Raw genomic sequence first — 25,046 nt, forward strand, 5'->3', positions numbered from 1 at the left:
GCAACGCGATGCCGGTGAACCTCGCACGGAAGACGATGAACGCCCCGGCGCTCGCCGCGGTGTACGAACGAGCCTGGCGGCCGACGCTGTTCTATCTCGCCAGCGGCCGCACCACCGCGGCGGACCGGCGCGACGCGGTCGCCACCCTGCGGCTCGGCGGCGCGCAGAAGGTGCTCGACATCGCCTGCGGGCCGGGCAATTTCACCAGGCACCTGAGCGAAGCGCTGTCCGGCGACGGCTACGCGATCGGCTTGGACTACTCCGAGCCGATGCTGGCGCGCGCCGTCGCCGACAACGCCGGACCGCGCGTCGGGTATCTGCGCGGCGACGCGCGCACCCTCCCGTTCGCGGATGGGACCTTCGACGCGGTCTGCTGTTTCGGCGCGCTCTACCTCATTCCCGACCCGCTCGTCGCCGCCCGCGAGATGATCCGCGTGCTCGCCCCCGGTGGCCGCATCGCGATCACCACCAGCCACCGGGCCGCCAACCCGTTCGGCGACGTCAGCCGCGTCGTCGGCGGGTGGAGCGGACTGCGGGTGTTCGGCACCCGCACTTTCCCGGCCCTCTTCGCCGAGCACGGCTTGGTGGAGATCGACCAGCGGGTCCATCGCCTGCTCCAGTACGTCAGCGCGACGAAACCCGCTGCCACGACCGGGCACTGAGCTGTCGCACGCGATCGGTCCGCTCGGGCGCACCCGATCCGGGGGATGATCAGCCCGCGGTGACGGCCCGGATCAAGAATTCGAGTCTGTCCACGGTCTGATCGAGCGGGCGGGTGCTGCGTTCGGCGCGGCACATCGCCACCGTGCCCTCCACCGCGGCCACGATCAGGGTGGCGGTCTGCTCGGCGTCGATGTCGCTCGCGCCGTGCTCGCGCAGCGACCGCGCCAGCAGCCCGGTCCAGTTCTCGAACGCGGCAGCGGCGGCCCGCTGCGGCCGGTCGTCGTCACCCGGGTCTTCGACCGCGACGGCGAGCACCGGGCAGCCCGCCTGGAAATCGCTGTCCAGCACGATTTTTCGCCACATGTCCGCGAACGACCGCAGCCCGGCGACCGGCCCGGCCGACAGGCCCTTGGCGAGTTTGCGGGCGGCCAGCGCGTCGGCGAACCGCACGGCTTCGGCGGCCAGCTGCGCTTTGCCGCCCGGGAAGTAGTGGTAGGTGGAGCCCAGCGGCGCCTGGGCGTGCTTGGCCAGCTCCCGCACACTGGTCGCGTTCAGGCCGCGGCGGCGGATCATGTCGGCCGCGCCTGCCACCATCCGCTCCCGCGCCTGCGGCGTCTCGGCCATCGCTTCTCCTCCCTTGCTCATGACGACTGTCATAGCGTACCGTGCAGGACTTATAACAGTCGTTATAGACGCCGGTTTCCGTTCCCGAATGGAGTTCGACATGCCGATGATCCAGCTGACCCTGCCCGCCGGGGTTCTGCCCGCCGATACCCGTGCCGCACTGCGCAAGACGCTCGCGGCCACCTTGCTGAAGTGGGAGGGAGCGCCCGACACGGCCTTCTTCCGCGCGCTGGCGTGGACCCGCATCGATGAGGTCCCCGCGGATGCTTTCGGCAGCGCCGAGGACGAGTTGCCCCGATTCCGGGTCGACGTCACCGTGCCCGCGGGCGCGCTGTCCGATCGCCGCAAAGCGGGCCTGATCCAGGAGGTGACGGCCGACGTCTCGGCTGCGGCGGGACTCGGCGATACCGAAGGCTTGCGGGTGTGGGTGCTCGTCCACGAACAGCCCGAAGGCACCTGGGGCGCGGCCGGGAACGTAGTTCGCTTCGCGGAGCTGGCCGCCTTGGCGAAGGGACAACACGCCGATGCGTGAGCTGCATCCTCCGCGCCTGACGGCTGGAATGGCGGGAACGCGCGGAGATCCGGTGCTGCGGGACGCGCGAGACGCCCTGGTTCGCCCGTTCGTCGCCGGGCGCTGCGACGGTGACACCCTGCCCATCCACCGGCATGTCTCCCGGGCGATGCAGATCGGGATGCGAGCCGGCCTCGTCGATCCGGTGGTCGCCTCGATCTGCGGGCCGGTGCCGTTTTCAGCGTCTCCCGTCCGCCGCACCGGCTTCCCCGCCGAACAAGTCACCACCCTGCTCGCCGACTGGGAAAACGCTCCGGCGGCCTATACCGCCCACACCACGAAACTGGTCCTGCACCGCCCACCTGTCACAGTCGGCTGACAACGCCGGTCCGGAAATAGTCTTGGAGCATCTCTGTGGATAACGGCGTTCGTGGGAATCGTTGGTGTCTCGGTCGGCCACGCGAACATGTCGAACGGCTGAGTCAAAGCGCGAAGAAAACGAGCGCCGATAGAAGCACTACAGCACCGAAGAACCCAACGGCAATGGATGTGAAGAGCTTACCGAGATCCTCATCACCATAGAGGTCGTCTTCGTTTATGAGATCCGTATCCACGATCTCTGCTTCGACAGACTTGCGAGGGGTTCCGTCGATCATGACGGTGAAGGCGTATCGCTGGCCCCTCTCGAGCCGTCTCGGGCCGATATCGAGGCCGGATCCCTCCGAACGACCGTCGACGATCTGGGCTGGATGAACGCTCAGCAGGTGCAGAATCGGCATACCGAACTCCACTCGCAAAGGCTTACCGTCATCGAAATCTGCGGCTTTGATGTCCTTGGGGCCACGGTTGACCAAGGACACGTGCACAAGGCAGGGACTCTCGGTCCACGGCTTGCCGGAGCGGATCTTCTCATGCCCTTCGCGATAGGTCAGTGTCGCGTCTATTCGCTCCCAAGAGAACCTGTACAGCAGTATCCGCCGCCGATGGTTGACTCGATAGTAGAAATAGATGGTCGCCAAGAGGCTCAGAACACCGGTGGCGAATGCGCCGATCTTGATCCAGTCCATGGCCTTCAAGTGTGGCGCATCCCGGCCCACATCGCAGCGCCACACGCCTGCAACATATTTCGCATCCGAACCCGTATATGGGCACATCGCGAGACAGCGTTCGGAAACGTCAAGATGCCGGCGGGGCGGAGCCGAGGTCGACCATGCGATGGAGGATTGCGGGGGCCAGGGCCAATTCGAATTCCGTACCGCTGCTTTCGAAGACGAAAGCGAGGTAGTCGTTATGCGGTAGCGGGGCCCGGCGGACCGAGCAGTGCTCCCCCACGATCACCCAGCCGCCGATGGTCAACTGATCGGACATCGCCACTCCCCACCCCTTCGACACTTCCGACAAGTGGACTATGCCAGTCGCGGCCGAGCGGTGTCAACGGCGGAAATCGGCCGCTGAGCTGGTGAAATACTCCTGCTGGATGGTTCCGTGGCCGGGCGGGTGGACGATCTCGCGGTACTCGAGCGCGGCGCCGCGGGCATCCAACCCGACGCGGTGCACGATCAGCACCGCCGATGGACTCGAGAGCCCGAGATGGCGGCGCTCGTCGGCGGCGGCCAGCCGAGCGCCGACGCTCTCGCGCACGACCGCTGTGGCGCGTCCGATCGCGGCTTCCACGTATCGCGAGACTCCACCGGGTACTGGCTCCGAGCGGAGCAAGGGGGCGGCGGCCTCGGCGAACGCGCCGGGCAACCAGCAGGTGATGAGCCTTGCCGACCGAGAACCCGCCGCGCACAGCGTCTTTCGCACGATCACCGGGCTCGCCTCGGGTAGGCCGAGCGCGTCGGTCACCTCCCGCGGTCCTTCGACCATCTCCGCTCGCAGCACGGTAACCGATTCGCCTGCGGCAGAAGGCGCTCCGTATCGCGGGGCGCGCTCCCGGATCAGCGCGGAACGTTCGGCCACATAGGTGCCCGATCCACGACGCGACCGCACGATTCCTTCCTGGCGCAACGCATTCAGCGCCTTGGCCGCGGTGGGGCGGGCCACCTTCCAGCGTGCGGCGAGTTCGCGCTCGGACGGCACCTCGGCGCCGGGAGCCAGCTCGCCGCGCTCGATCAGCTCGCGCAGATGTCCCGAGATCTGCAGGTATTTCGGCACTGCGCCGGGGATTTCGGTCACCGGTCGCCCCTTCCCCCGCGGACACCGCCCCTCGGACCGCCGGTCAGTGTAACAACGGCAGGCCGGGTCACCGGGGATGCCACACAACCCTGCGCCGACGCGGTCCGCCGTCTTGTACCGACCGGTAAAGTGCGAGTCCAGTACAGCGCGGTACGAACAGGACCGAGCGGAAGGGGGCTTCCACGTGGCGGTACCGGATACCGGACAGGGGACGGCACGAGAGCTGTACGCGGCGGCGGTCGGAGCGGGCGGGGGCGAACCGTTCGAACTGGACACCGCGGTCGCGGAGAACCTCGCCGCCGCCTGCGACAAACTGGTCGACGATCTGCGCCGCGCGATGACCGGCGAACATCTGGTCACCGAGGTGACCGGCTTTCCCGACCTACCCACCGGCCACGGGCTCACCCGCGGGTTCGCCGACAAGGGACGGCAATACCTGGACACCCTCACCGCCTTCCAGGAGACCGCACTGCTGTTCAAAGCCGCGTATCTCGCCGCGGCCAACCGGCTGGCCGACGCCGAGGCGGCCAATCAGGCCGCGCTACGGCTGATCACCGAGTACCTGGAGCCCCGGTGAGCACATGCCCGCGCGCCGGGACCGACTGAGGGGGGCGAGGATGGCAGACTCCGCGGCACGCGCAGCCGCCGATGGCATCCGGCAGGAGCTGGCCGGTTTCACCGACGGGGCGACCGATCCCGCTTACGCACCGGACCGGGAGCTGTTCGGCGCCTATACCCATCAGCAGATCTGGGACCTGGTGCACGAAACGCTCGATCCGGCCGCACTCGGCCGGATCGCCGAGGCCTGGCAGGCCAACGCCATCGCGGTGGCCGAAGCGTTCCAAGCCTTCTCCGATGCCACCAACCGGGAATTCGCCCGCTGGTCGGGCCGGGCAGCCGACGCGGCGGTGGGCGCGACCAGGCAGTTCGTCCGCGCGGGCGGCGACGCGCAGGACGTGTGCCGGGTGGTGGCGCGGCTGATGGAGTTGAATAGCGATGCCGCGCAAACGGTCCGGGGCGCTATCGCGCCGCCGCAGCGGTACCGGCCGCTCGCTGATCCGGCCGCCGAAGCGGTTTACGGTGGAAAACGTAGGATGGAACACGACAGTGCGGCGGCAGACATCGAGGCGGATGTCCGGGACACGATGACCTACGTCTACACCCCGACTATGCCCGCCACCGGCGATCACGTACCCCAGTTCCCCCGGCCGCGCGAAGGTTCGGCGGCCGAGGATGCCACACCGGCCGACCCGGACTCCGTCCGCGGAGGCGGCGCGCGGTGAAATGGGTGCTCAGCCCGGACGAGTTCACGCATGTCTGGACGAACGAAACGAGCCTGGACCGCAGGCCCTACCCGGTCAATATGGTCCCCTCGGCCACGGTGCGCACCGAATCGGAGCACCACGCCCTCCGTCTGCCGCAGCGCTTCGCCCGGCAAGCCGATCCGGACCTGGCCGCCGCGCTGATGCTGTGCGCGCGCAACGACGCCACCACCATCACCGTCTCCGGCGAGCGCACCGCGCTCCCGCGCATCGGCAGCGACCCGGAAACCGAACGGATTCTCGCCTTCGCCGCGGTGGTGCACAATCACGCGGGCATCCTGGTGGCCACCCCCGACCGGGTGACCGTGCAGATGTGCCACGCCCGCGCCGTGGGCGAACGCCTGGTGCACATCATCGGGTCCGCGCGGCCGGGCAAGCTCGCCCCGATGCGCGAGCCGCAGGATGCCGTGCTGAGTCCGGACCGCACCGAGCCGTTCGTCACCAATGGTCACCGCGGCGCGGCGAAATTCCGCCAAACCCTGCGCAAGCCGGTGGACGGACGCGGCTTCATCACCGTCACGGTGGAGCCGGAGAATCCCATGTCCCCGCCCACCCGCCACCGCACCTGGCTGGACTTCACCGGCGACGGGCGCTACCTGCTCACCACCGCGCACGATCTCACCCTCGCCCCCGTGTCGGACGAGGAGTTCGCCGCCCACCTACTACGCCTCGCACAAGTCTGACCACCGGGAAGTGTCGCGTGGTTAGGTTTACGGCATGCCGAAGCACTGGACCGTCCCGCCTACCGAGGCGCTGAGAGCCGACGGCCTGCGGGTCGCCGAGCTGGACACCTCCGCGATGCCGGGATTCACCGGCGCCAAGAAGGCGGGGGCCGCACTGCTGGCCGAACGCAGCATGGTGCTGTCGGATCTCCAGGAGAAGCTGTACGCCAACGGCCGCTCCGGCGGTGACCGGCGCAGCGTGCTGCTGGTACTGCAGGGCATGGACACGGCGGGCAAGGGCGGCATCGTCCGGCACGTCATCGGTTCGGTCGACCCGCAGGGTGTCGACCACGCCGCGTTCGGCGTGCCGACGCCGGAGGAACGACGGCATCACTTCCTGTGGCGCATCCGCAAGGCACTGCCGCGCGCGGGTCAGATCGGTGTCTTCGATCGCTCGCACTACGAGGACGTCCTGGTGGTGCGGGTGCACAACCTCGTGGCGACCACGGTGTGGGGGCCGCGCTACGACGAGATCAACGCGTTCGAGCGCGAATTGGTGGACGAGGGCACCACGCTGGTGAAGGTGGCCATGTTCGTCTCGCTCGGCGAACAGAAGAGACGCCTTGCCGAGCGACTGGAACGACCGGACAAATTCTGGAAGTTCAACCCGTCCGACATCGACGAGCGCGCGTTCTGGCCCGCCTACCAGGAGGCGTACCAGGCGATGCTGGACCGCACGTCCACCGAGTACGCACCCTGGTACGTCGTGCCCGCCGACCGCAAGTGGTTCACTCGCCTCGCGGTCACCGAACTGCTGATCACGGCGCTGGAGCGGCTCGAACTCGACTGGCCCCCGCCGCGGTTCGACGTCGCGGAGCAGCAGCGGCGCCTGGCCGAGGCCTAGGTGGCCGCCGCGCCGCGCGCTCAGGAGACCAGGGGCCGGACTCGCTCGGCGACGAACCGGAGATAGGCGGCGGGATCCGGATCGTCGGCGGTGGTCTGCAAGACGACGGTGTCGGCGCCCGCTTCGGCCAGCATGGTGACGGCCGCGGCGATCGCGTGCGCGTCACCCGCCACGCCCGCCCCCGGCGCATGCGCGGGGGTGCGTTCGGCGGCCAGGCGGGCCTCGGCATCCGGGCCGGTGACCGCGAGCAGGTTCGCCACCACGTGGTGGCGGTCGGTGCGCCCGGCCGCGGCGCGCCCCTCATCGATCAGGGTGCGTGCGGCCCGGACGCCGTCGGCGTCGGTGATCGAATCGAGCAGCGTGCCGTCGGCGTGCTCACCGGACAGCCGGATCGAGCGCGGACCGCGCGCGCCCGCGTAGACCTTCGGCGGGGCCGCGGGCGGCCAGTCCAGCGCGACGGCGTCGAGATGCACGTAGCGGCCCGACACGGTGACCTGCTCACCGGCCAAGAGAGCACGCAACGCGGCAAGGTGCTCACTCAGCAAGGTCACCGGCGACTCGACGCGCGCCCCGACCTGTGCCATCCAGCTCTGCACGCCGTGTCCGACGCCGAGGATCAACCGGTCGGGAAACAGACGATGCAGCGTGGCCGCCTCCATGGCGGTGAGCGCGACATTGCGCAGCGGCACGGGAAGCAGCCCGATACCGACGCGCACCCGGTCGGTCCAGGCGAGTGCGGCCGCGGCGGAGGCGATCCCGCTCTCCAGAAAGCAGTCCTCCCACAGCCACAGCTCCTCCAGTCCCGTCGCTTCGGCCACCTCGGCCGCCGCACGCAGCAGTTCGGGCGGATTCTGCGGACGGAACACGGCGCCGAGAACAGTCATCCCACCTTCCTACCCGCTGCGCTCGGCGGATGCGGATCCATCGCGCGAGGACGTCCGGCGCCACGCCGGAAGTCGTCCCGGGCGCCGCGCGGCCGGTGCCGCACAGCTCGCCCGCCTCCTACGAGACGGCCCGCGCCGACGAGCCGGGCCGACGGAGGGGCGCGCTCAGGGCAGCTGCCGGACCGAACGCGAACCCGGCCGGTGCGGCGTCCAATCGCCGTCGGCGATCTGTCCGGTGCGCACGAATTCGCCCCAGTAGCCGCGGGTCCGGCGGCCGAGCGCGTCGATCTCCGCCGCCGTGAGGGGCGCGAGCATCGGGGCGGTGTGCCAAGTGTGCCCGTCGGCGAACAGCAGCGGCAGATCGATGCAGTGGCAGGCGCCGTACGGATTCGCCGGATGAAGCTGCCCCATCCGATAGCAGTACACGCGCGCCCCGGCATCGACCAGTTCGTCGGCGAAGCGGAACAGCCCGTGCTCGAACGCCTTTCGCCCGATCAGGCGCTGCACCGCCACGTCGAGCCGGGCGCCGAGCACCGGCAGCCGCCGCAGTCTGCCGAAGACCGGATGCGGGCCGCCGTAGAACGCCCGCGCCTCCTCGGCCGTGCACCCGAGCAGCACCGGCAGATCGGTGGCCGCGTCCCGGACCGCTGCCCGCCACGCGTGCTCGCCGGGCAGCGGTCCCTCGTCGGCCACGGGCAAGAAGGGGGGCGCCGGGTTCACCGCGCCGGGCCCGGCGGACCGCCGCGCCGTGCGGCCCTGCGCGGCGAGTAGTTCGGGCACCGGCGCGGTGAAAGGATCGGCGTCGAGTTCGGCGAGGAACATCGCGCCCACCCGCTCGGCCTGCCGGTGACTGCGGAATCCGACGCCGAACGGCGCGCTCTGCACGATCGCCCCGGCGAACAGCGGCCGCGCCTCCGTGATCCCCAGCAGCGCGACGACCGACTGCGCGCCCGCCGACTGTCCCGACACGGTGACGCGCCCGGAATCGCCGCCGAACTCGGCGATGTGCTCGCGCACCCAGCGCAGCGCCGCGATCTGGTCGCGCAGGCCGAGATTGCCCGCCGAGACGCCCGGTGCACGCAGGTATCCGAGCACGCCCAGCCGATAGCTCACCGAGACCACGACGACGCCGGTCTCGCCGACGAGCCGGTCCGCGTCGTACAGATTCCATTGCCCGCTGCCCGCCAGATAGGCGCCGCCGTGCAACCACACCAGCACCGGGCAAGTGCCCGGCTGCGCGCCCACGGGGGTGGTGACGGTGAGCGCGAGGCAGTCCTCCGACTGCTCCAGCGGCTCCGCCCGACCCATCACGCTTTCCAGCCGCCCCGGCGACTGCGGCGCCATCGCGTACCGGCGCGTCGCGTCGTACACCCCGTCGGGCGCCGCGACGGGCTCCGGCGCGGCGAATCGCTTCGCCCGCGCGTAAGGAATCCCGCGAAATACCGCGACCTCGCCACGGGCTTCGCCCCGCCAGCGTCCGGAGACCACGTACTCCATGCACTCCCCTCTCACATCGCAAGTGAACTTGCGATATCGCCACGCTAGAGGCCGGGCCGACGCAACGCAAGAGGAGTTGCGATAATTGCCGGATGGGTGACTCTCCCGCACAGATCCGCGGCGCACGTCTGCGCAAAGCCGTACTCGACGCGACCCTGGCCCGCATCGAGTCGGCGGGCATCGCCACCGTGCGGGTCGCCGATGTCGCCGCGGACGCGGGCGTGCACGAGACCTCGATCTATAGGCGGTGGAAGACGCTGCCCCGATTGCTGCTGGACGCACTGCTGTCCCGGGTGGCCGAGGAGATCCCGCTACCGGACACCGGGTCGTTGCGCGGCGATCTGGAGCGGTTCATGACCGATCTCATCCGTTTCGCCCGGACGCCGTCCGGCCGGGCCCTGATCCGCGGCACCGTGATCGCCGAGTCCGACCCCGAGGTCGATGCGATCCGGCGCGAATTCTGGGTGCGGCGGCTGTCATCGTCGGAAGAGATCGTCCGGCGCGCCATCGCCCGCGGCGACGTGGCGGCGACGGTGGATCCCCGGCTGACCATGCTGACCCTGGGCGGCCTGGTCCATCTGCACGTCACGCAACTGGGCGCGGAACTGCCGCCCGGCCTGGCCCGCGACGCCGTCGATCTGGTCCTCACCGGCATCACACCGCGCTGAACGTGTCGCCGCCGCCTGCGACGCGGCCGAAATCATCGGCGGCGGCCCGGATGTTTCGGAATCTCTCAGGTAGGCCGACCATGATGACCCGTGTGGCCCGATCACGCGGGGACGTGGTCGGCGGATCTACGATCGTGGCGGCAGGAACCGTCCGGCGAGCGAAAGGCGTGGTGAACGCACGGTGAGCAAAAACCAGGGTGGGAAGTCGAACCCGCTGCTGGCGGCGGAACGCGCCGACCGCAACCGCAAGATCTTGATCCAGGTGGCCGTCGCCGCCGTGCTCGTCGCGTTGATCGCGGCCATCGGCATCGGCATCGCGGTGCAGAAGGCCCGCAAGGACGATCCCGGCGCCGCTCCGTCCATCGCCGCGACCACGAACGCGGGCGCAGTGCCCGCCTCGATCACCGAGAACGGCGCCGTCCGGATCGGCAAGCCGGACGCGAAGGTCAGCGTGCGCGTGGTCGCCGACCTCCAGTGCCCCGCCTGCAAGGCCTTCGAGGCGGCCAACGGCCAGGTGCTCGAAGACGCGGTGAACAACGGCACCGCGGTGGTCGAGTACAACGTGATCGCGTTCCTGGACAAGGCGTCCACCACGCGGTACTCCTCGCGCGCGGGCAGCGCCTCCTACTGCGTCGCCGAGGCCGACCCGTCGAAGTACCAGGCCTGGCTGAACACGATGTTCGCGCAGCAGCCTCCGGAGGGCGGCGCGGGCCTGTCCGACGACCAGCTGGTCCAGATCGCCAAGAGCGCAGGCTACACCGACGAAGCGGTCGCCAAGTGCATCACCGACCACAAGTACGACAAGTACATCCAGGCCCGCACCAAGGAAGTGCTGGACAGCGGCATCCAGTCGACCCCCTCGGTGTTCGTCGACGGCAAGAAGGTCGAGTCCAGCCAGGAGATCTTCGGCCCCGGCGGCCTCGCACCCGTGATCAGCGCCGCCGCGGGCCAGTGATCACCGCGGGGCCCAGGGCCGCCTGGGTCCTGTTGATCAGCGGGCTGGCCGGCTGGCTGGCCGCGGTGGCCCTGACCGTGGAACGGTTCAAGCTGTTCACCGATCCGGGCTACACCCCGTCGTGCAGCATCAACCCGATCCTGTCCTGCGGGTCGGTGATGGTGACCGACCAGGCCTCGGTCTTCGGGTTCCCGAACCCGCTGATGGGCGTCGTCGGGTTCTCCGTCGTCGTCACGCTCGGCGTGCTCTCGGTGGCCGGGGTCGGCTTCCCGCGCTGGATCTGGGGCGGAGTGTGGCTGGGTACCCTGTTGGGCGTCGGCTTCGTCTGCTGGCTGATCTTCGAAAGCCTGTACCGGATCAACGCGCTGTGCCCGTACTGCATGGTGGTCTGGGCGATCATCACGCCGCTGCTCGCGGTGGTCACCGACCAGCTGTGGGGCCGCTCCCGAGGCCCGCTCGGTGTGCTCGCCGAGTGGCGCTGGACGATCGTCGCGCTGTTCTTCGCGGTGGTGCTGCTGCTGGTGTTCCTGCGCTTCCAGGACTACTGGCTGTCGCTGGTCTGATCCCCGCTCCGATCAGTTCGGCGGCCCTGCGACCAGCACCACCGGCACCGTTCGCTCGCCGCCCGCGCCGGTGACGCCCAATCGCACGGTGTCGTTCGGCTTGCGCGTGTTCAACGCCGCCCGCAGCGACTGCGCGCTGGTGACGACGTGGTCGTCGAGCGAGGTGATCACGTCGCCCGCGGCCAGCCCGGCGGCATAGGCGGGCATGCCGTAGAGCGCCACGTCCACGCGGGCGCCGGTGCCGACGGGCAGGGCGTTGGAGATGAGCACGCCCAGCGTGGCCGTCGGGCCGACGTGCACCGTGTCGGTCGGGGTGCCGGAGCGTATCTGCTGGACCACCCGCATCGCCGCGTCGATCGGCACCGCGTAGCCGTTCGCCGGCTGGTCGTCCGTCCGTGTCCCGTCGCCCGACGCCGCGGCGATGACACCGACCACGGACGCGTTCCGGTCCACCAGCGGCCCGCCGGACTGTCCCGGCGTAACCGCGGCCGCGACCTCCAGCATGCCGCTGAGCGCCTTGCGGGACAGATCGGCGGCGTTGACCGCCACGATCGCGCTGTCCAGGTCGGTGAGGGGGCCGTGCACGGCGGTCGGCGTACCGCCGGTCCCGCCCGCGTTGCCGATCGCCAGGACCTCCTCCCGCAGGCGCAGCCCGGCCGAACTGCCGATGGTCGCGGTCGGCAGCTCGGCGGCCGCGGCCAAGTCCAGCAGCGCGATGTCGGCCTCGGAGTCGTAACCGAGCACCACAGCGTTGTAGACGTTGCCGTTGCCGACGTCGGTGACGGTCACGGTGTCCGCGCCCTTGACCACGTGATGGCTGGTGAGCACCTCGCCGTCAGCGGTCAGGACGATGCCGGACCCGGCCGCGCCGGGCCCGGACCGCTCGGCCGAGGCGTTGATGTTGACCAGTGCGGGTCGCACCGCCGCGGTGACCAGGCCGGGATCGAGCGGCGCGGGTGGAGCGAATCCGACCGAGGCGACGGTCTCGGCGGGATCGGGCCGGTCGCGGGCCGGTAGCTCGCCGCGGTACCCGAGAAAAGCGGCCATCGCGAGCACGAGGGTGACCACCAGGATGAACGCTCGGCCGCGCCCCGGCCTGCGTCGCACCCCGGTCCACTGCTGCCGTTCTTCGTCCATGGCTCTCCCGCCTCGGCCGAACCGCTCACCGACTCCCGCAACTCCATTGTCGCCAAGAACGCCGCCGAAGATCATCGAACCGGTGACCGCGCCGGAAAAATAGCCTGTGAGCATGTCTTTTTCGTGTCGCAGTTGGCAACGGCACCCATGCGACGGTAGGCATGTCCTCATGAGCACCGCCGCCGCCTACGCCCTGTCCGCCTCCGATGGCTCGTTCGAGAAGATCACGATCCAGCGCAGGGAGCTGGGGCCGCGCGACGTGCTGATCGACATCAAGTTCGCGGGCATCTGCCACTCCGACATCCACACCGCGCGCAACGAGTGGGGCAGGACCAGCTACCCCTGCGTGCCGGGCCACGAGATCGCGGGCGTGGTCGCCGCGGTCGGGTCCGCGGTGAGCAGGTATCGGGTCGGCGACCAGGTCGGCGTCGGCTGCATGGTCGGTTCCTGCGGGGTGTGCGCGCCGTGCCTGGCCGACGAGGAGCAGTACTGCACCGCGGGCGCGACCATGACCTACAACACCGTGGTCGACCCGGCGGTGCAGCCCGGCGGCCACACCCTCGGCGGATACTCCACGCAGATCGTGGTGACCGAGAACTTCGTGGTCGCCATTCCCGAAGGGATCGGCCTGGACGTCGCCGCGCCGCTGCTGTGCGCGGGCGTCACGTTGTACTCGCCGCTGCGGCACTGGGGCGCCGGACCGGGCAAGAAGGTCGCGATCATCGGCATGGGCGGGCTCGGCCACGTGGGGGTGAAGCTCGCGGCCGCGATGGGCGCCGAGGTCACCGTGCTGAGCCACTCGCTGAGCAAGCAGGAGGACGGCAGGCTCTTCGGCGCCAGCGGCTACTACGCGACCAGCGACAAGCAGACTTTCCGCGAGCTGCGCGGCCGGTTCGACCTGATCCTCAACACGGTTTCGGCCGACCTGCCGGTGGACGACTATCTGCGCCTGCTGAACCTGGACGGCACCCTGGTGATTCTCGGTCTTCCCGAGAACCCGGTGAGCGTCAAGCCGTTCAACCTCGCCGGGTACCGCCGCTCGCTGGCGGGTTCGATGATCGGCGGCGTCGCGCAGACCCAGGAGATGTTGAACTTCTGCGCCGAGCACGGCATCGGCGCCGAGATCGAGCTGATCGCCGCCGACGAGATCGACGGCGCCTACGACCGGGTCGTGGCCAGCGACGTGCGCTACCGGTTCGTCATCGACGTCTCGACCATGTGAGCCTGCTCGCCGGGCGGCACGGTCGCGCGGTGTCCACCCGCTAACCGGTCGTGGCGTGGGTACCTTGACCTTGTGTCTGCGGAGGACGAAGACGAGACGCCGGATCCGGCCAGCGCCGCGCGCGGCATGCCGCCGTGGCTGCCGCGCGCATTCCTGCTCGCCGCGGCGACGATCACCGGGCTGCTGGCGGCCTTCTGGGTGCTCGAGCGCCTGCAGGGCCTGCTGACGGTTCTGCTGGTCTCCCTGTTCCTCGCCTTCGCGATCGAGCCCGCGGTGAACTGGCTGGCGCGGCGCGGTATGCGCCGCGGTCCCGCCACCGGATCGGTGTTCCTCGTCCTGACCGCTCTGGTCGTCGCCTTCCTCTGGACGCTCGGCGCGCTGCTGGTCGAGCAGGTCACCACGTTGGTCAAGAACGCTCCCGAATACGCCGATCGAGGCGTGGAGTGGATCAACAACACCTTTCACCAGGACCTGTCCAGTACCGACATCCAGAAGTACGCCACCGACTGGAGTTCGACCCTGGAGGGCTATCTCACCGGACTGGCGGGCAACGTCTGGGGCATCGGCACGGCCGCGATCGGCGCGATCTTCCAAGGTCTCGGCATCCTGCTGTTCACCTACTACTTCGCCGCCGACGGCCCCCGGATCCGCACCGCCGTCTGCTCGCTGCTGCCGCCGCGGCGCCAGCGACATATATTGCGCGCCTGGGACATAGCGGTGGAGAAGACCGGCGGCTACATCTATTCACGCGGACTGCTCGCGCTCGCCTCGACGCTGGCGCACTACGTGGTCCTGCGGATTCTGGACGTGCCATCGGCGTTCGCGCTCGCGCTGTGGGTCGGCGTGGTCTCCCAGTTCATCCCCACGGTCGGCACCTATCTCGCCGGCGCGCTCCCGGTGATCGTCGGGCTGGTGCACGGCCCGAGCACGGCGTTGTGGATTCTCGGCTTCATCCTGCTCTACCAGCAATTCGAGAACTATGTGCTGCAACCGCGGATCACCGCGACCACCCTGGACATGCATCCGGCCGTGGCCTTCGGCGCCGTACTGGCCGGCGCCGCGCTGCTCGGCCCGACCGGCGCACTGCTCGCCATTCCGGTGACCGCGACGGTGCAGGCGTTCTCGGGCGCCTACATCCGCCGCTACGACGTGGAGGCCGACCTCGACCGCACCGGCACGCCCAAGCGCCGCCGGAAGTTGGCCAGGCAGTTGACCCTTCGTCTGGCCGGCCGCCACAACCCGCCGCCGGATTGACGTGCGCGGTCACGCGGCGTGCACGGAGGTCAGCGCCCCGGTCAGTGCCTGTCGCACCGCGCCGAGCTGGTCCCTGCTGTGCAGCGCGGTGTCGTACTCCACCTGAATGGTCATCCTGCCGCCGACCGTGAACACGGTCAGCTTGGGCGGCATGCCCGCCGACATGGCGAATATGTCGTCCCGGATGATCCGCACGCCCGGCGGCGTCGAATGCGCGGGCACGCGGCCGATATTGGAGATGGCGAACGTGTTCTGCGCCGACATCAGCGCGGCCGTCGCCGGGTCGGTGGCCCGCTGGGCGGCGAGCATCATCCCCAGTGCTTCCTTGCGATCGACCGAGGCCCGCATGCCCGCCGCTACCGTCCGCGCGAGCGCTATCGGGTCCGCCCCGGCCTCGACCAGCGCGAACGTGCCCACTCCCGACACGCAGTTGAGCACGGTGTTCGCGGGCAGCGGCGGCACCAGATCCGCGCGGACGTCCACCGCGTGGCCGCACACCATCGGCAGCGCGCCCGCCGCCGGCGCCAACTGCGTGCGGAAGGCGGCGAACGCCGCCCCACCGAGCAGGCTGTTCACCGAGAGACCATGGGTGCGGGCCGCCGCGATCACCGCGGCGGTCTCCGCGCTGTCGAGTTCGATTCGGTCCAGGGTCAACCGGCCCGGCGGGTACGCGCCGACGCCGTCGCCGAACTGGGGCAGGTGCCGTGGCGCGAGCTCCGGGCTCATCATCGCGGCGCCCGCCCGGATCAGGTCGAGCAGCGCCTCGACCTCCGCGTCGGAGACGATCCGCGCCAGCCGGGTGTCCATCGCCTCGGGCAGGCTCTGATCCGGTTCCGTTTGCGGCGCGGGCGAATTCGTCACCTGCGCGGTGTAGCGTGCCCACAGCTCGGCGAGCAGCGCGAAAGCGGATCTGCCGTCGGCGATTCCGTGGTGCAAGACCAGCACGATTCGATCGCGGTCGCCTTCACGCAGCAGACACGCGTGGAAGAGCCCGTCGTTCCAGTCCTGCGGGGTATTCACCAATGCCGCGTACTCGGGCTCCCCGCCCTCGGCGATCGCCAGGCGCGGTAGGTAGGAATCGTCACGCCGGAAACACCTCACCCCCTCGCTGTTCACCACCTGCCTGCTGCGCAGCAACGGATGCGCGGCAGCGAGTTCCCCGAGCACCCGGCGCAGAGCGGGGACGTCGAGGGCACCCTCGACGGTCGAACCGATGAACAGCGGCATGCCGCCGACCGGAATGCTGCCGATTCTGGTCTCGGAGCCGAAGTAGTTGGTTTCGAAGGGCGACAGGGCGCGCAGCGCAGTCATCATCTCGTTCTTTCCTCGTGGGGGCGACGACCCCGAACATACGCGCGTTTCAAACGCTTGTCACATACAAATGTTTGAAACAGACGTAAGAAACATGTGTATGCCGCGCTGCTAAGGTGCTGGAGTGGGAACCCGGGAAGACCTCCTCGCCGCGGCCAAGCAGTGCCTTGCCGAGCGCGGCTACGCACGGACCACCGTGCGCGAGATCGTCGCCGCTTCCGGCAGCAATCTGGCGGCGATCAACTACCACTTCGGTACCCGCGACAAGCTGCTCAACCAGGCGATGATCGAGTCCAGCTCGGAAGCGGTGCAGCGGATCGCCGCGGCGCTGCCGAGCGACGACTCCGCTGCCGCGGCGACGCGCCTGGAAGCGTTCTGGCGCGAGCTCATCGCATCGTTCACCGCGGATCGGCCGCTCTGGTCGGCGAACATCGAAGGCATGGCGCAGGCGCTGCACTCCCCCGAGGTGCGCGCGGAATTGGCGATCGCCCAAAGACGCGCGCGCGAGGAGATCTGGCAACTCGTCGGCCCCAGCCGCGGCGCCGAAGCCGACCGCGCCATCGGTGCGGTCTTGCACGCGCTCATCGGTGGTCTCATGGCCCAGTGGCTGATCGATCCCGAGCAGGCCCCCTCGTCCGACGACCTGATCGCCGGGCTGCGCGCACTCGCCACCGAGAGCGGCACCGACTGAATTCCAGCGCCGGGGTGCGGGTCTTCGCCTTCCGCAAGTCGGCCCGCGACATGGCCTATCCCACGGTATGGGTAGCCATGGGTCGCGCGCCGATGTAGAACTCTCGGAAAACGATTCGCACCACTCGGTGCCGAGGCTGGATGGGAACAATGCTGAAGCGGCCGCCGGATCTGGCCTTCGACCTCGGCAAGATGCACCGCAGGCGAAACGACGTGGTAGCCGCGCGCGAGGCGTTCCAGATCGCCATCGCCTCCGGTCATCCGAACTGGGCGCCGCTGGCCGCCGCGGAGCTGGGCGGACTGCTCAGCGCGGCGGGTGACAAGCCGGCCGCGGAAGGCGCCTACCACGTGGCGGTCGATTCCGGCCACGAAGACGCCGCGCCGCGCGCCGCCTACAATCTCGGCCTGCTGCTGGCCGAGCGCGGCGACATCGCGGCGGCCGAAGCGATGTACGAGCGCGCCGCCGAGTCCGGGCATCCCGATGCCGCGCCCAGGGCCTGGATCAATCTCGGCTACTCGCGAGCCAAGCGCGGCGACTCGGACGCGGCGCGCACGGCCTACGAGCACGCGATCGGCTCCGGTCCCGGCGACATCGCCCGGCTCGCCCTGTCCAACCTGGCCTACCTCCTGCGCACCGAGGGCGACCTGGACGGTGTGAAGGCCGCCTACCGCGCCGTCATCGACGGCTGGCCCGGGGATCAGTCCCTGGTCGCCGCGGGCGATCTGGTCCAGCATCTCAGCGAGGCCGGTGATCTGGTCGGCGCCAGGGAGGTCAGCCGGTCGATGGCCGAATCGGACGATCCCGCGGTCGCCGCTCGGGCCAGTTTCGACGTCGGGGTGTTCAGCGACCGACTAGGCGAGCCGGAGGTGGCGCTGGCGGCCTTCCAACGCGCGCTCGATTCGATCGATGCCGAAGCCCGCACGCGGGCGGCGGCCGCCCTCGCCCCGATCTACCACGAGCGCGCCGCGACCGTGCTGCGCGAGACGGACTGGGCGGGGCTGGCGCACGCCCACGGATCCGCGGGCGACGCTCCCGCCATGCTCGCCGACCTGATCAGCGCGGCCGTCGAGGATCAGGCGCGCGGCACAGTCTTCCTGTTCTCCTCGGTCCTGCACCAGGGGTCGATCTACTCCGTCACCGCGCCCGCCGCCGAGGTCGTGCTCGGCGCCCTGCTGCACGAGCGCACCGACGTGAGTTACACCCGCGCTTGGCTGCGCGAGCCGCAACCGCTGCGCTTGGAGTTGCTGAACTGGCTGCACGAGGTGATCGCCACCGCCGCATGGCAATCCGCCGCGCAGGACGACGCGGAGCTCACCCGGGCCGATCGTGCCGCCACGGCGGCCTGCTTGGCGCTGGTGCCGCATGTGCGTGCCGCGACGTCCGCCGCGCTGGCGATGGCCGAGGTCGACGCGGTCGCCGATGCCGCCACCGAGGTGCTCGCGACGCTCAGCACCTTGGCCGCCGTCACCGAGTGATCGCGCTCAACACCCCCGTCACCGAGTGATCGCGCTCAGCACCGCCGTGACCGACTGCTCGGCGAGTTCGTCCGACAGCGGCAGGTGCCCGAACAGGGCCCGGTAGTAGATCGGCGCGGCGATCGAGTCCAAGACGAAATCGACATCGATGCCGGGATCCACTTCACCGCGTGCGATGGCCGATCGCAGCGCCGCGGCCGTGGTCCGCCTCCGCGGTTCGAACACGGTGGCCAGGAAGTGGGCGCGCAACCGCTCGTCGCTCGCCAAGTCCGCGACCAGCGCGGGCAGCACCCGGTGCAGCGAGGTATCGCGCAGTGCGGCGACGAGTTCGCGCATCGCGCGCACCAGGTCGGCGCGCAGGTCGCCGGTGTCCGGGGTCGGCCGCAGGCCGAGCAGGTCGGCGACGACGTCGACCACCAAGTGCCGCTTGGACGGCCATCGGCGGTAGATGGCGGGACGGTGCAGGCCCGCCCTGGTCGCGACCCGGCCGATGGACAGGTCGGCGTATCCGACCTCGTCGAGCAGTTCACGCGCGGCGCTCAGCACAGCGGCGTCGATCCGGTCGTCGCGGGTTCGTCCCGCCATCAGAAGACCGGCCGCGGCATCAGGACGACCCGCCAGCCGTCCGGGTCGGGAAAGGTCAGGCCGCCGTTGGCCGCCCAGAACGGATTCTCGGCTTCCACCGGTTCGACGCCGAACTCACCGAGCCGCTGCGCCGCGTCGTACATGTGCGACTCGCCCTCGAAGTAGAGCACCAACAGGTTCTCCGCGCTCGGCGCATCGCCGGGGCTGCCGTCCACGTGCGTGGTGAATTCCAAGTGGTATCCGGCCCCGGGCAATCCGAGCATCACCCCGTCGTACCCCGCGTGGTCGTGGAATCGGTAGAGCTCGCGCAGGCCCAGCCCTTCGACATAGAACCGCACCACCTCATCGAGCCGGTCGGTCGGGCGAGCGATCCGGACCTGCGCGACGCGCAGCGCGTCCGGCCAGCCGTTCTCGATGTCCATAACCTCAACGATACAGTACGTACTGTACCGAAATCGTGACGGTGGACAGCCCGAGGGCCGCCCCCGTTCGGTCGAACGAGGACGGCCCTCGGTGCGCTGATCCCGCCCTACCTCACTCGGCGGACTCCGCCCGCCTGCGGATGCGTCGAGCCGCGGCGACCAAGTTGCGCAGCGACGGCTCGAGCTGCCAATAGTGGCGAGTCTTCAGGCCGCCGTCCGGATTGGCCCACAACCGCTGCGGCGTCACCGCTTCCGCGGCCGCGGTGAGCAATTCGTCCAGCTCGTCGATGTCGGGGATGCGCGCGGACCGGCTCTCGTACACACCGGGACCGACGCCATGGCTCAGGCCGTGCCCGGAGGCGCAGTCCTCCTTCAGCGCCCGCAGCACCCACTCGATGGAGCGGGTCGCCACGATGGCGGTGACGTCGGCGTCGAGTTGCTCGATCGCCTCGACCACTTCGGCGCGGCCGGAATAGCCGATGTGCGTGTGGATCTGCGTCTCGGCCTGCACGCCCGAGGTGGCCAGCCGGAACGCGCCGATCGCCCAGCGCAGGTACTCCGCGCGGCCTTCCGGGCGCAGCGGCAGCATCTCCCGGATCGCGGGCTCGTCGACCTGGATGATCGAGATGCCCGCCTTCTCCAGGTCCACCACCTCGTCGCGGATGGCCAGCGCCACCTGGTCGGCGGTCTCGTGCAGCGGCTGGTCCTGCCGGACGAAGGACCGGGCGATCATGGTGACCGGCCCGGTGACCATGCCCTTGACCGGCTTGTCGGTGAGCGACTGCGCGTAGCTGATCCACTCCACCGACATCGGCGCGGGGCGCGACACGTCGCCGTAGATGATCGGCGGTCGCACACAACGGGATCCGTACACCTGCACCCAGCCGAAGTGGGTGGTCGCGAAGCCGTCGAGCAGCTCGGCGAAGTACTGGATCATGTCGTTGCGCTCATGCTCGCCGTGCACCAGCACGTCCAGGCCGATGTCCTCCTGCAGCCGGATCGTCGCCTCGATCTCGGCCTCGATCCGCTTGCGGTACTCCTCGTAGGACAACCGGCCCTCACCGAGTTCGTAGCGCGCCTGGCGGATCCGGGCGGTCTGCGGGAAGGACCCGAGCGTGGTCGCGGGCACCGGCGGCAGGTTCAGCTTGCGCTGCTGAGCTTCGCGGCGCACCTCGTAGGGCTCCCGCGAGCGCATGTCCGGGGTGATCGCGTAGACCCGCTGCCGCACCGCGTGCTTCTGCTTGAAGTGCACCTCGGTCGGCCGCTTGCGCCACTTGTCGGACGGGCCCTCGGTGAGCGCCTTGGCGAGCGAGACCACCTCGCCCACCTTCTGCTTCGCGAAAGCGAGCCGATCGGCGACATGCCCCTCGATGTCGTATTCGATCAGCAGGTCGTAGGGCACGTGCAGCAGCGTCGTCCCGGTCGAGACGACCAGGTCCGGGCACACCTTGGCCAGCTCGTTGAGGTATTCCAGCGTGACGTAGCGGTCCGCGCGCCACACGTTGCGGCCGCTGATCACGCCCGCGTACAGGCGCTTGCGGCGGATGCCGGGCACCGCGGCCAGATCCTCGGGACGCATCCGGTAGCTGGCCAGATCGAGGCCGATCGCCTCGACGTTGGTGCTCGCGAGAATGGTCAGCGCCTCACCGAAATCGCCGTACTGTCCGGTGACCAGGATGCGCGGGCGCAGCGGAGCCTTGCTCAATCGGTGATAGGCGGCCTCGAACGCGGCCAGCTCGGCGGGCGTGCGCTCGCTGGTGAACGCGGGCTCGTCCAGCTGCACGCAGGTCGCGCCGCGCTTGGCGAGGATCTCGAACAGTTCCTCGTAGACCGGTAGCAGCTTGTCCAGCAGGCTCAATGTGTCGAATCCGCCCGACTCACCGGGGATGTGCCCGGCCTTGGACAGCAGCAGCAGCGACACCGGCCCGAGGACGACCGGACGCAGTTCGATGTCGACCGCCTTCGCGCGGTCGAACTCGTCGAGCAGGGCCTCGGGGTGCAGCGAGAACTCGGTCTCGGCGTCCACCTCCGGCTGGCGGTAGTGGTAGTTCGTGCCGAAGAACCGGACCAGCTCGAGCGGCGGCAGGTCCGGGCGGCCGCGCGCCATCAGGAAGTAGAAGTCCAGCGGGTGCAGGTCGTCGCGGTAGGGCTCGAACCGGCGGGGCACCGCGCCGAACAGCAGCGCGTTGTCCAGGACGTGGTCGTAGAACGAGAAGGTGTTGCCGGGCACCTGGGTCAGGCCGGTGGCGGCCAGCTCGTTGAACTGGGTCTCCTGGATCTCGCGACCGACCGCCAGCAGTTCCTCGCGGTCGAGCGAACCGTGCCAGTAGGCCTCCAACGCCCGCTTGAGCTCGCGGTGCGGTCCGATCCTGGGATAGCCGAGAATGCTCGACCCGTAGCCGTCGGTCACGTTCACCATGAGCGGGATACCTTCTTTCGATCACCTGCGCGGCCGGCCGAGATCGACTGGTCGATTCAGCGCTGCGCTCTGGATACCCAGCCGAGCCGTCGACATGGCCCGGCTGTTGTGCAGCTTATGCCGATCGCCGTCACCGGCTCGGCAACACCAACTTCTGGTCGATTCTCCGCATCGAAGGTCGGCCGCCGTCTACCGCGTGCGAGTATTGCCGCACCTTGATGGCAATCGTCGGGTGCTCGCCTCTCGCAGCCCGTCGAGTGCGAGTCTTACGAGCACCGTTCGCGGCCCGTCTCACGCCCGAGTGTCCGTTGCGCATGCGCCCGCAAGGCGCGAGCAGCGGACGCTCGGACGCGAGACTCCCAGCGGCCGCGAACACGCAGCGCCGCAGGCGCTGCGGATCAGGCCCTGTACTGGTAGAAGCCCGCTCCGGTCTTCTTGCCGAGCAAGCCTGCCTCGACCATGCGCATGAGCAGCGGCGGCGCCGAGTACAGCGGCTCCTTGAACTCGCCGTACATCGAGTCCGCGATGGACTTCACGGTGTCCAGGCCGACCAGGTCGGTCAGCGCCAGCGGGCCCATCGGGTGGGCGCAGCCGAGCACCATCGCCTTGTCCACGTCCTCCTTGGTCGCGAAGCCGGACTCGACCATGCGGATCGCCGACAGCAGATACGGCACCAGCAGTGCGTTGACCACGAAGCCGGAGCGGTCCGCCGACCGCACGACCTGCTTGCCGAGCACGTCGCCCGCGAAGGCCTCGGCCCGCACGGAGACCGACTCACTGGTCTTGAGCGTGGTGACCAGCTCGACCAGCGGCAGCACCGGGACGGGGTTGAAGAAGTGCATGCCGACCACGCGCTCGGGGTTCGCCGTGGCGACCGCGATCTTCATGATCGGGATGGAAGAGGTGTTGGAGGCCAGCACCGCCGAGGGGTCGGTGACGACCTTGTCGAGCTCGGCGAAGATGCTCGTCTTCACCTTCTCGTCCTCGAGCACCGCCTCGACCACCAGCTGGCGGTCGGCGAAGTCGCCGAGATCGGAGGTGAACCGCAGACGCCACGCGGCCTGTTCGCGTTCGCGCTCGGTGATCTTCCCGCTGCTCACGCCGCGATCGAGGGACCGGAGGATGCGGGCGCGGCCCGCAGCGGCCAGTTCCCGGGTCTGCTCGAACACCAGCACGTCGATGTGCGCCCTGGCACACACCTCCGCGATTCCGGCGCCCATCTGGCCGGCGCCGATAACACCGACGCGTTGGATCTTTTCGCTGCTCACGTCCCGCTCCTGCTGGGTTGTCTGGCTCTGGGGTGGCTGGTCTGCAAAGGTGTCGCTCCGGTGTGAGCGTGGCCTTCGATGGTCCAAGGTATAGGGATGCCCTCCCCGCCGGGGCTGTTCAGCGGGGAGGGCAGTACACCCCTACCGGAGTAGAGGAATGTCGGTTTTCACGTCGGGAACCTCACTTCCCTCGGCAAGCACCTGATGAGGTTTTCAGTGGAACTGGCCTTCTTCGGTCGAGCCCTTGAGCGCGGCCGTCGAGGTGTTCGGGTCCACGGTGGTGGCGATGGTGTCGAAGTAGCCTGCGCCGACCTCACGCTGGTGCTTGATGGCGGTGAAGCCACGCTCGGCGGCGGCCTTGAACTCGCGCTCCTGCAGGTCGACGAAGGCGGTCATGCCCTCGCGGGCGTAGCCGTAGGCCAGGTCGAACATGCCGTAGTTGAGCGAGTGGAAGCCGGCCAGGGTGATGAACTGGAACTTGAAGCCCATCGCGCCGAGCTCACGCTGGAACTTCGCGATGGTCGCGTCGTCCAGGTGGGCCTTCCAGTTGAAGGACGGCGAGCAGTTGTAGGCCAGCAGCTGGTCCGGGAACTCGCCACGGACGGCCTCGGCGAACTTGCGCGCGACCTCGAGGTCCGGCACGCCGGTCTCCATCCAGATGAGGTCGGCGTAGGGGGCGTAGGCCTTGGCACGCGCGATGCAGGGCTCGATGCCGTTCTTCACACCGAAGAAGCCCTCGGGGGTGCGGGTGCCGTCCAGGAACTCACGGTCGCGCTCGTCCACGTCCGAGGTGATCAGGGTGGCGGCCTCGGCGTCGGTGCGGGCGATGATCACCGACGGCACGTCGGCGACGTCGGACGCCAGACGCGCGGAGGTCAGGGTGCGGATGTGCTGCTGGGTGGGGATCAGCACCTTGCCGCCCAGGTGGCCGCACTTCTTCTCGGAGGCGAGCTGGTCCTCCCAGTGCACGCCGGCGGCGCCGGCGGCGATCATGGCCTTCTGCAGCTCGTAGGCGTTCAGCGCGCCACCGAAGCCGGCTTCGGCGTCGGCGACGATCGGGGCCAACCAGTTGGAGACGGCGGTGTCGCCCTCGACCTTGGCGATCTCGTCGGCGCGCAGCAGCGCGTTGTTGATGCGGCGGACCACGGCCGGAACCGAGTTGGCCGGGTACAGCGACTGGTCCGGGTAGGTGTGGCCGGACAGGTTCGCGTCACCGGCGACCTGCCAACCCGACAGGTAGATGGCCTTCAGGCCGGCGCGGACCTGCTGGACCGCCTGGTTGCCGGTGAGGGCGCCGAGGGAGTTGATGTAGTCCTCGTTGTTGACGAGATCCCACAGGATCTCCGAGCCGCGGCGGGCGAGGGTGGCCTCCTCGACGACGGTGCCCTGGAGCTTCGACACCTGCTCCGCGGTGTAGTTACGGGTGACGCCCTTCCAGCGGGGGTTGGTGTCCCAATCCTGCTGGATTTCCGCGGCGGTCCTCGGGGTGCCGGTGGTCGACATCTGTGACTCCACTTCTTCGTTCGGGATACCGCCCGGTCGAGCTACGAGGCAGCTCGTACTGCTGGAGCGGCAATTTGCAGGCTTGCTAGGCCCTTGGGGTGTACTTCCACACGATGGCACACGAAGAAATGGCCGTCTACCTGTTGTTAGTGTGAATCTAAGCTAGGTTTTCAGCGCTCTTTGCTAACCCTGCAAAATTTGCCACTTAATTGCAAAGGTGCAATCTACTGACCGGTAGTCCTGACGTGCGGTTTTAGCGTAACGCTTGTACTGTTAGCGGCCGCGGCCGGGCCGCCCGCCACCCACCCCGGCCATTCCCAACTGTGAG

27 protein-coding genes are annotated in these 25,046 nt (G+C 69.3%); 14 read left to right on the plus strand and 13 right to left on the minus strand.

Annotation, left to right across the window (positions count from 1 at the left end; all coding sequences use genetic code 11):
* Positions 1 to 14 precede the first annotated feature (14 nt).
* Positions 15 to 662 carry a class I SAM-dependent methyltransferase gene (locus IU450_RS00705; protein ID WP_195147844.1) on the plus strand — a complete coding sequence of 216 codons (648 nt, stop codon included), beginning with the start codon at positions 15 to 17 and terminating at the stop codon, positions 660 to 662.
* 49 nt (positions 663 to 711) lie between these two features.
* Here IU450_RS00705 and IU450_RS00710 read toward each other — a convergent pair whose 3' ends face one another.
* The gene (locus tag IU450_RS00710; protein ID WP_195148605.1) at positions 712 to 1,287 is read right to left on the minus strand and encodes a TetR/AcrR family transcriptional regulator; all 576 of its coding nucleotides are present in this window, start codon (positions 1,285 to 1,287) and stop codon (positions 712 to 714) included.
* Positions 1,288 to 1,375: 88 nt separating this feature from the next.
* Between IU450_RS00710 and IU450_RS00715 the strand changes: the two genes are divergently transcribed.
* The gene (locus IU450_RS00715) at positions 1,376 to 1,819 is read left to right on the plus strand and encodes a tautomerase family protein (RefSeq protein ID WP_324197483.1); all 444 of its coding nucleotides are present in this window, start codon (positions 1,376 to 1,378) and stop codon (positions 1,817 to 1,819) included.
* Positions 1,812 to 2,177, plus strand: a complete 366-nt coding sequence (locus IU450_RS39435) for a hypothetical protein (RefSeq protein ID WP_228833886.1) — start codon at positions 1,812 to 1,814, stop codon at positions 2,175 to 2,177. The genes IU450_RS00715 and IU450_RS39435 overlap by 8 nt, the downstream gene beginning before the upstream one ends.
* 103 nt (positions 2,178 to 2,280) lie before the next feature.
* Here the strand turns inward: IU450_RS39435 and IU450_RS00725 are convergent, their stop codons facing one another.
* From IU450_RS00725 to IU450_RS00735, 3 genes are all read right to left on the minus strand, one after another.
* Positions 2,281 to 2,865, minus strand: a complete 585-nt coding sequence (locus tag IU450_RS00725) for a hypothetical protein (protein WP_195147845.1) — start codon at positions 2,863 to 2,865, stop codon at positions 2,281 to 2,283.
* 109 nt (positions 2,866 to 2,974) lie between these two features.
* Entirely contained in the window at positions 2,975 to 3,166 is a 192-nt protein-coding gene (locus IU450_RS00730) for a hypothetical protein (RefSeq protein ID WP_195147846.1), read from the minus strand.
* Between the two features lie 63 nt (positions 3,167 to 3,229).
* Positions 3,230 to 3,976: a GntR family transcriptional regulator gene (locus IU450_RS00735; RefSeq protein WP_195147847.1), complete on the minus strand. Its 747-nt coding sequence runs from the start codon at positions 3,974 to 3,976 to the stop codon at positions 3,230 to 3,232.
* A 184-nt stretch (positions 3,977 to 4,160) separates the two neighbouring features.
* Between IU450_RS00735 and IU450_RS00740 the strand changes: the two genes are divergently transcribed.
* From IU450_RS00740 to IU450_RS00755, 4 genes are read left to right on the plus strand one after another with little or no spacing between them, the layout of a single operon-like run.
* Positions 4,161 to 4,553 (plus strand): hypothetical protein, encoded by a 393-nt coding sequence (locus tag IU450_RS00740; RefSeq protein WP_195147848.1) that lies wholly within the window; start codon positions 4,161 to 4,163, stop codon positions 4,551 to 4,553.
* Between the two features lie 40 nt (positions 4,554 to 4,593).
* Positions 4,594 to 5,259: a hypothetical protein gene (locus IU450_RS00745; RefSeq protein ID WP_228833888.1), complete on the plus strand. Its 666-nt coding sequence runs from the start codon at positions 4,594 to 4,596 to the stop codon at positions 5,257 to 5,259.
* Positions 5,256 to 5,981, plus strand: coding sequence for an ESX secretion-associated protein EspG (locus tag IU450_RS00750; protein WP_195147849.1), 726 nt, complete (start codon positions 5,256 to 5,258; stop codon positions 5,979 to 5,981). The genes IU450_RS00745 and IU450_RS00750 overlap by 4 nt, the downstream gene beginning before the upstream one ends.
* Before the next feature lie 34 nt (positions 5,982 to 6,015).
* Positions 6,016 to 6,864 (plus strand): polyphosphate kinase 2 family protein, encoded by an 849-nt coding sequence (locus IU450_RS00755; protein ID WP_195147850.1) that lies wholly within the window; start codon positions 6,016 to 6,018, stop codon positions 6,862 to 6,864.
* 20 nt (positions 6,865 to 6,884) lie between these two features.
* Here IU450_RS00755 and IU450_RS00760 read toward each other — a convergent pair whose 3' ends face one another.
* Positions 6,885 to 7,748 carry an LLM class flavin-dependent oxidoreductase gene (locus tag IU450_RS00760; RefSeq protein WP_195147851.1) on the minus strand — a complete coding sequence of 288 codons (864 nt, stop codon included), beginning with the start codon at positions 7,746 to 7,748 and terminating at the stop codon, positions 6,885 to 6,887.
* 165 nt (positions 7,749 to 7,913) lie between these two features.
* A complete protein-coding gene (locus tag IU450_RS00765; RefSeq protein WP_195147852.1) occupies positions 7,914 to 9,245 on the minus strand; it encodes a carboxylesterase family protein in 1,332 nt (443 codons plus the stop codon).
* Between the two features lie 92 nt (positions 9,246 to 9,337).
* Between IU450_RS00765 and IU450_RS00770 the strand changes: the two genes are divergently transcribed.
* From IU450_RS00770 to IU450_RS00780, 3 genes are all read left to right on the plus strand, one after another.
* Positions 9,338 to 9,913 carry a TetR-like C-terminal domain-containing protein gene (locus IU450_RS00770; protein ID WP_195147853.1) on the plus strand — a complete coding sequence of 192 codons (576 nt, stop codon included), beginning with the start codon at positions 9,338 to 9,340 and terminating at the stop codon, positions 9,911 to 9,913.
* Between the two features lie 181 nt (positions 9,914 to 10,094).
* Positions 10,095 to 10,868 carry a DsbA family protein gene (locus tag IU450_RS00775; RefSeq protein ID WP_195147854.1) on the plus strand — a complete coding sequence of 258 codons (774 nt, stop codon included), beginning with the start codon at positions 10,095 to 10,097 and terminating at the stop codon, positions 10,866 to 10,868.
* Entirely contained in the window at positions 10,865 to 11,431 is a 567-nt protein-coding gene (locus IU450_RS00780; protein WP_195147855.1) for a vitamin K epoxide reductase family protein, read from the plus strand. Before IU450_RS00775 ends, IU450_RS00780 begins: the two co-directional genes overlap by 4 nt.
* Before the next feature lie 12 nt (positions 11,432 to 11,443).
* On the opposite strand, the gene IU450_RS00785 is transcribed toward IU450_RS00780, so the two are convergent.
* Positions 11,444 to 12,568: a S1C family serine protease gene (locus IU450_RS00785; RefSeq protein WP_195147856.1), complete on the minus strand. Its 1,125-nt coding sequence runs from the start codon at positions 12,566 to 12,568 to the stop codon at positions 11,444 to 11,446.
* A 169-nt stretch (positions 12,569 to 12,737) separates the two neighbouring features.
* On the opposite strand from IU450_RS00785, the gene IU450_RS00790 reads away from it, so the two are divergent.
* Both IU450_RS00790 and IU450_RS00795 read left to right on the plus strand, forming a co-directional pair.
* Positions 12,738 to 13,790: an NAD(P)-dependent alcohol dehydrogenase gene (locus IU450_RS00790; RefSeq protein ID WP_195147857.1), complete on the plus strand. Its 1,053-nt coding sequence runs from the start codon at positions 12,738 to 12,740 to the stop codon at positions 13,788 to 13,790.
* Positions 13,791 to 13,862: 72 nt separating this feature from the next.
* Positions 13,863 to 15,044, plus strand: a complete 1,182-nt coding sequence (locus IU450_RS00795; RefSeq protein ID WP_324197484.1) for an AI-2E family transporter — start codon at positions 13,863 to 13,865, stop codon at positions 15,042 to 15,044.
* A gap of 9 nt (positions 15,045 to 15,053) precedes the next feature.
* Here IU450_RS00795 and IU450_RS00800 read toward each other — a convergent pair whose 3' ends face one another.
* Positions 15,054 to 16,358: a phthiocerol/phthiodiolone dimycocerosyl transferase family protein gene (locus tag IU450_RS00800; protein WP_195147858.1), complete on the minus strand. Its 1,305-nt coding sequence runs from the start codon at positions 16,356 to 16,358 to the stop codon at positions 15,054 to 15,056.
* 121 nt (positions 16,359 to 16,479) lie between these two features.
* Here IU450_RS00800 and IU450_RS00805 point away from each other — a divergent pair, with 121 nt between their 5' ends.
* Together IU450_RS00805 and IU450_RS00810 are read left to right on the plus strand one after the other, a co-directional pair.
* A complete protein-coding gene (locus IU450_RS00805) occupies positions 16,480 to 17,046 on the plus strand; it encodes a TetR/AcrR family transcriptional regulator (RefSeq protein ID WP_195147859.1) in 567 nt (188 codons plus the stop codon).
* A gap of 149 nt (positions 17,047 to 17,195) precedes the next feature.
* Positions 17,196 to 18,521: a tetratricopeptide repeat protein gene (locus tag IU450_RS00810; protein WP_195147860.1), complete on the plus strand. Its 1,326-nt coding sequence runs from the start codon at positions 17,196 to 17,198 to the stop codon at positions 18,519 to 18,521.
* A gap of 18 nt (positions 18,522 to 18,539) precedes the next feature.
* On the opposite strand, the gene IU450_RS00815 is transcribed toward IU450_RS00810, so the two are convergent.
* The 5 genes from IU450_RS00815 to aceA form a co-directional block, all read right to left on the minus strand.
* Positions 18,540 to 19,106 (minus strand): TetR/AcrR family transcriptional regulator, encoded by a 567-nt coding sequence (locus tag IU450_RS00815; RefSeq protein ID WP_195147861.1) that lies wholly within the window; start codon positions 19,104 to 19,106, stop codon positions 18,540 to 18,542.
* The gene (locus IU450_RS00820; protein ID WP_195147862.1) at positions 19,106 to 19,528 is read right to left on the minus strand and encodes a VOC family protein; all 423 of its coding nucleotides are present in this window, start codon (positions 19,526 to 19,528) and stop codon (positions 19,106 to 19,108) included. Before IU450_RS00820 ends, IU450_RS00815 begins: the two co-directional genes overlap by 1 nt.
* Positions 19,529 to 19,640: 112 nt before the next feature.
* Complete coding sequence (gene metE / locus IU450_RS00825) at positions 19,641 to 21,947, minus strand: 5-methyltetrahydropteroyltriglutamate--homocysteine S-methyltransferase (RefSeq protein WP_195147863.1); 2,307 nt, start codon at positions 21,945 to 21,947, stop codon at positions 19,641 to 19,643.
* Between the two features lie 398 nt (positions 21,948 to 22,345).
* Positions 22,346 to 23,215, minus strand: a complete 870-nt coding sequence (locus tag IU450_RS00830) for a 3-hydroxybutyryl-CoA dehydrogenase (RefSeq protein ID WP_043699132.1) — start codon at positions 23,213 to 23,215, stop codon at positions 22,346 to 22,348.
* A gap of 213 nt (positions 23,216 to 23,428) precedes the next feature.
* Positions 23,429 to 24,718, minus strand: a complete 1,290-nt coding sequence (gene aceA, locus IU450_RS00835) for an isocitrate lyase (protein ID WP_195066410.1) — start codon at positions 24,716 to 24,718, stop codon at positions 23,429 to 23,431.
* Between the last annotated feature and the right edge of the window lie 328 nt (positions 24,719 to 25,046).

The organism is Nocardia abscessus (genome assembly GCF_015477775.1).
GTDB lineage: Bacteria > Actinomycetota > Actinomycetes > Mycobacteriales > Mycobacteriaceae > Nocardia > Nocardia abscessus_A.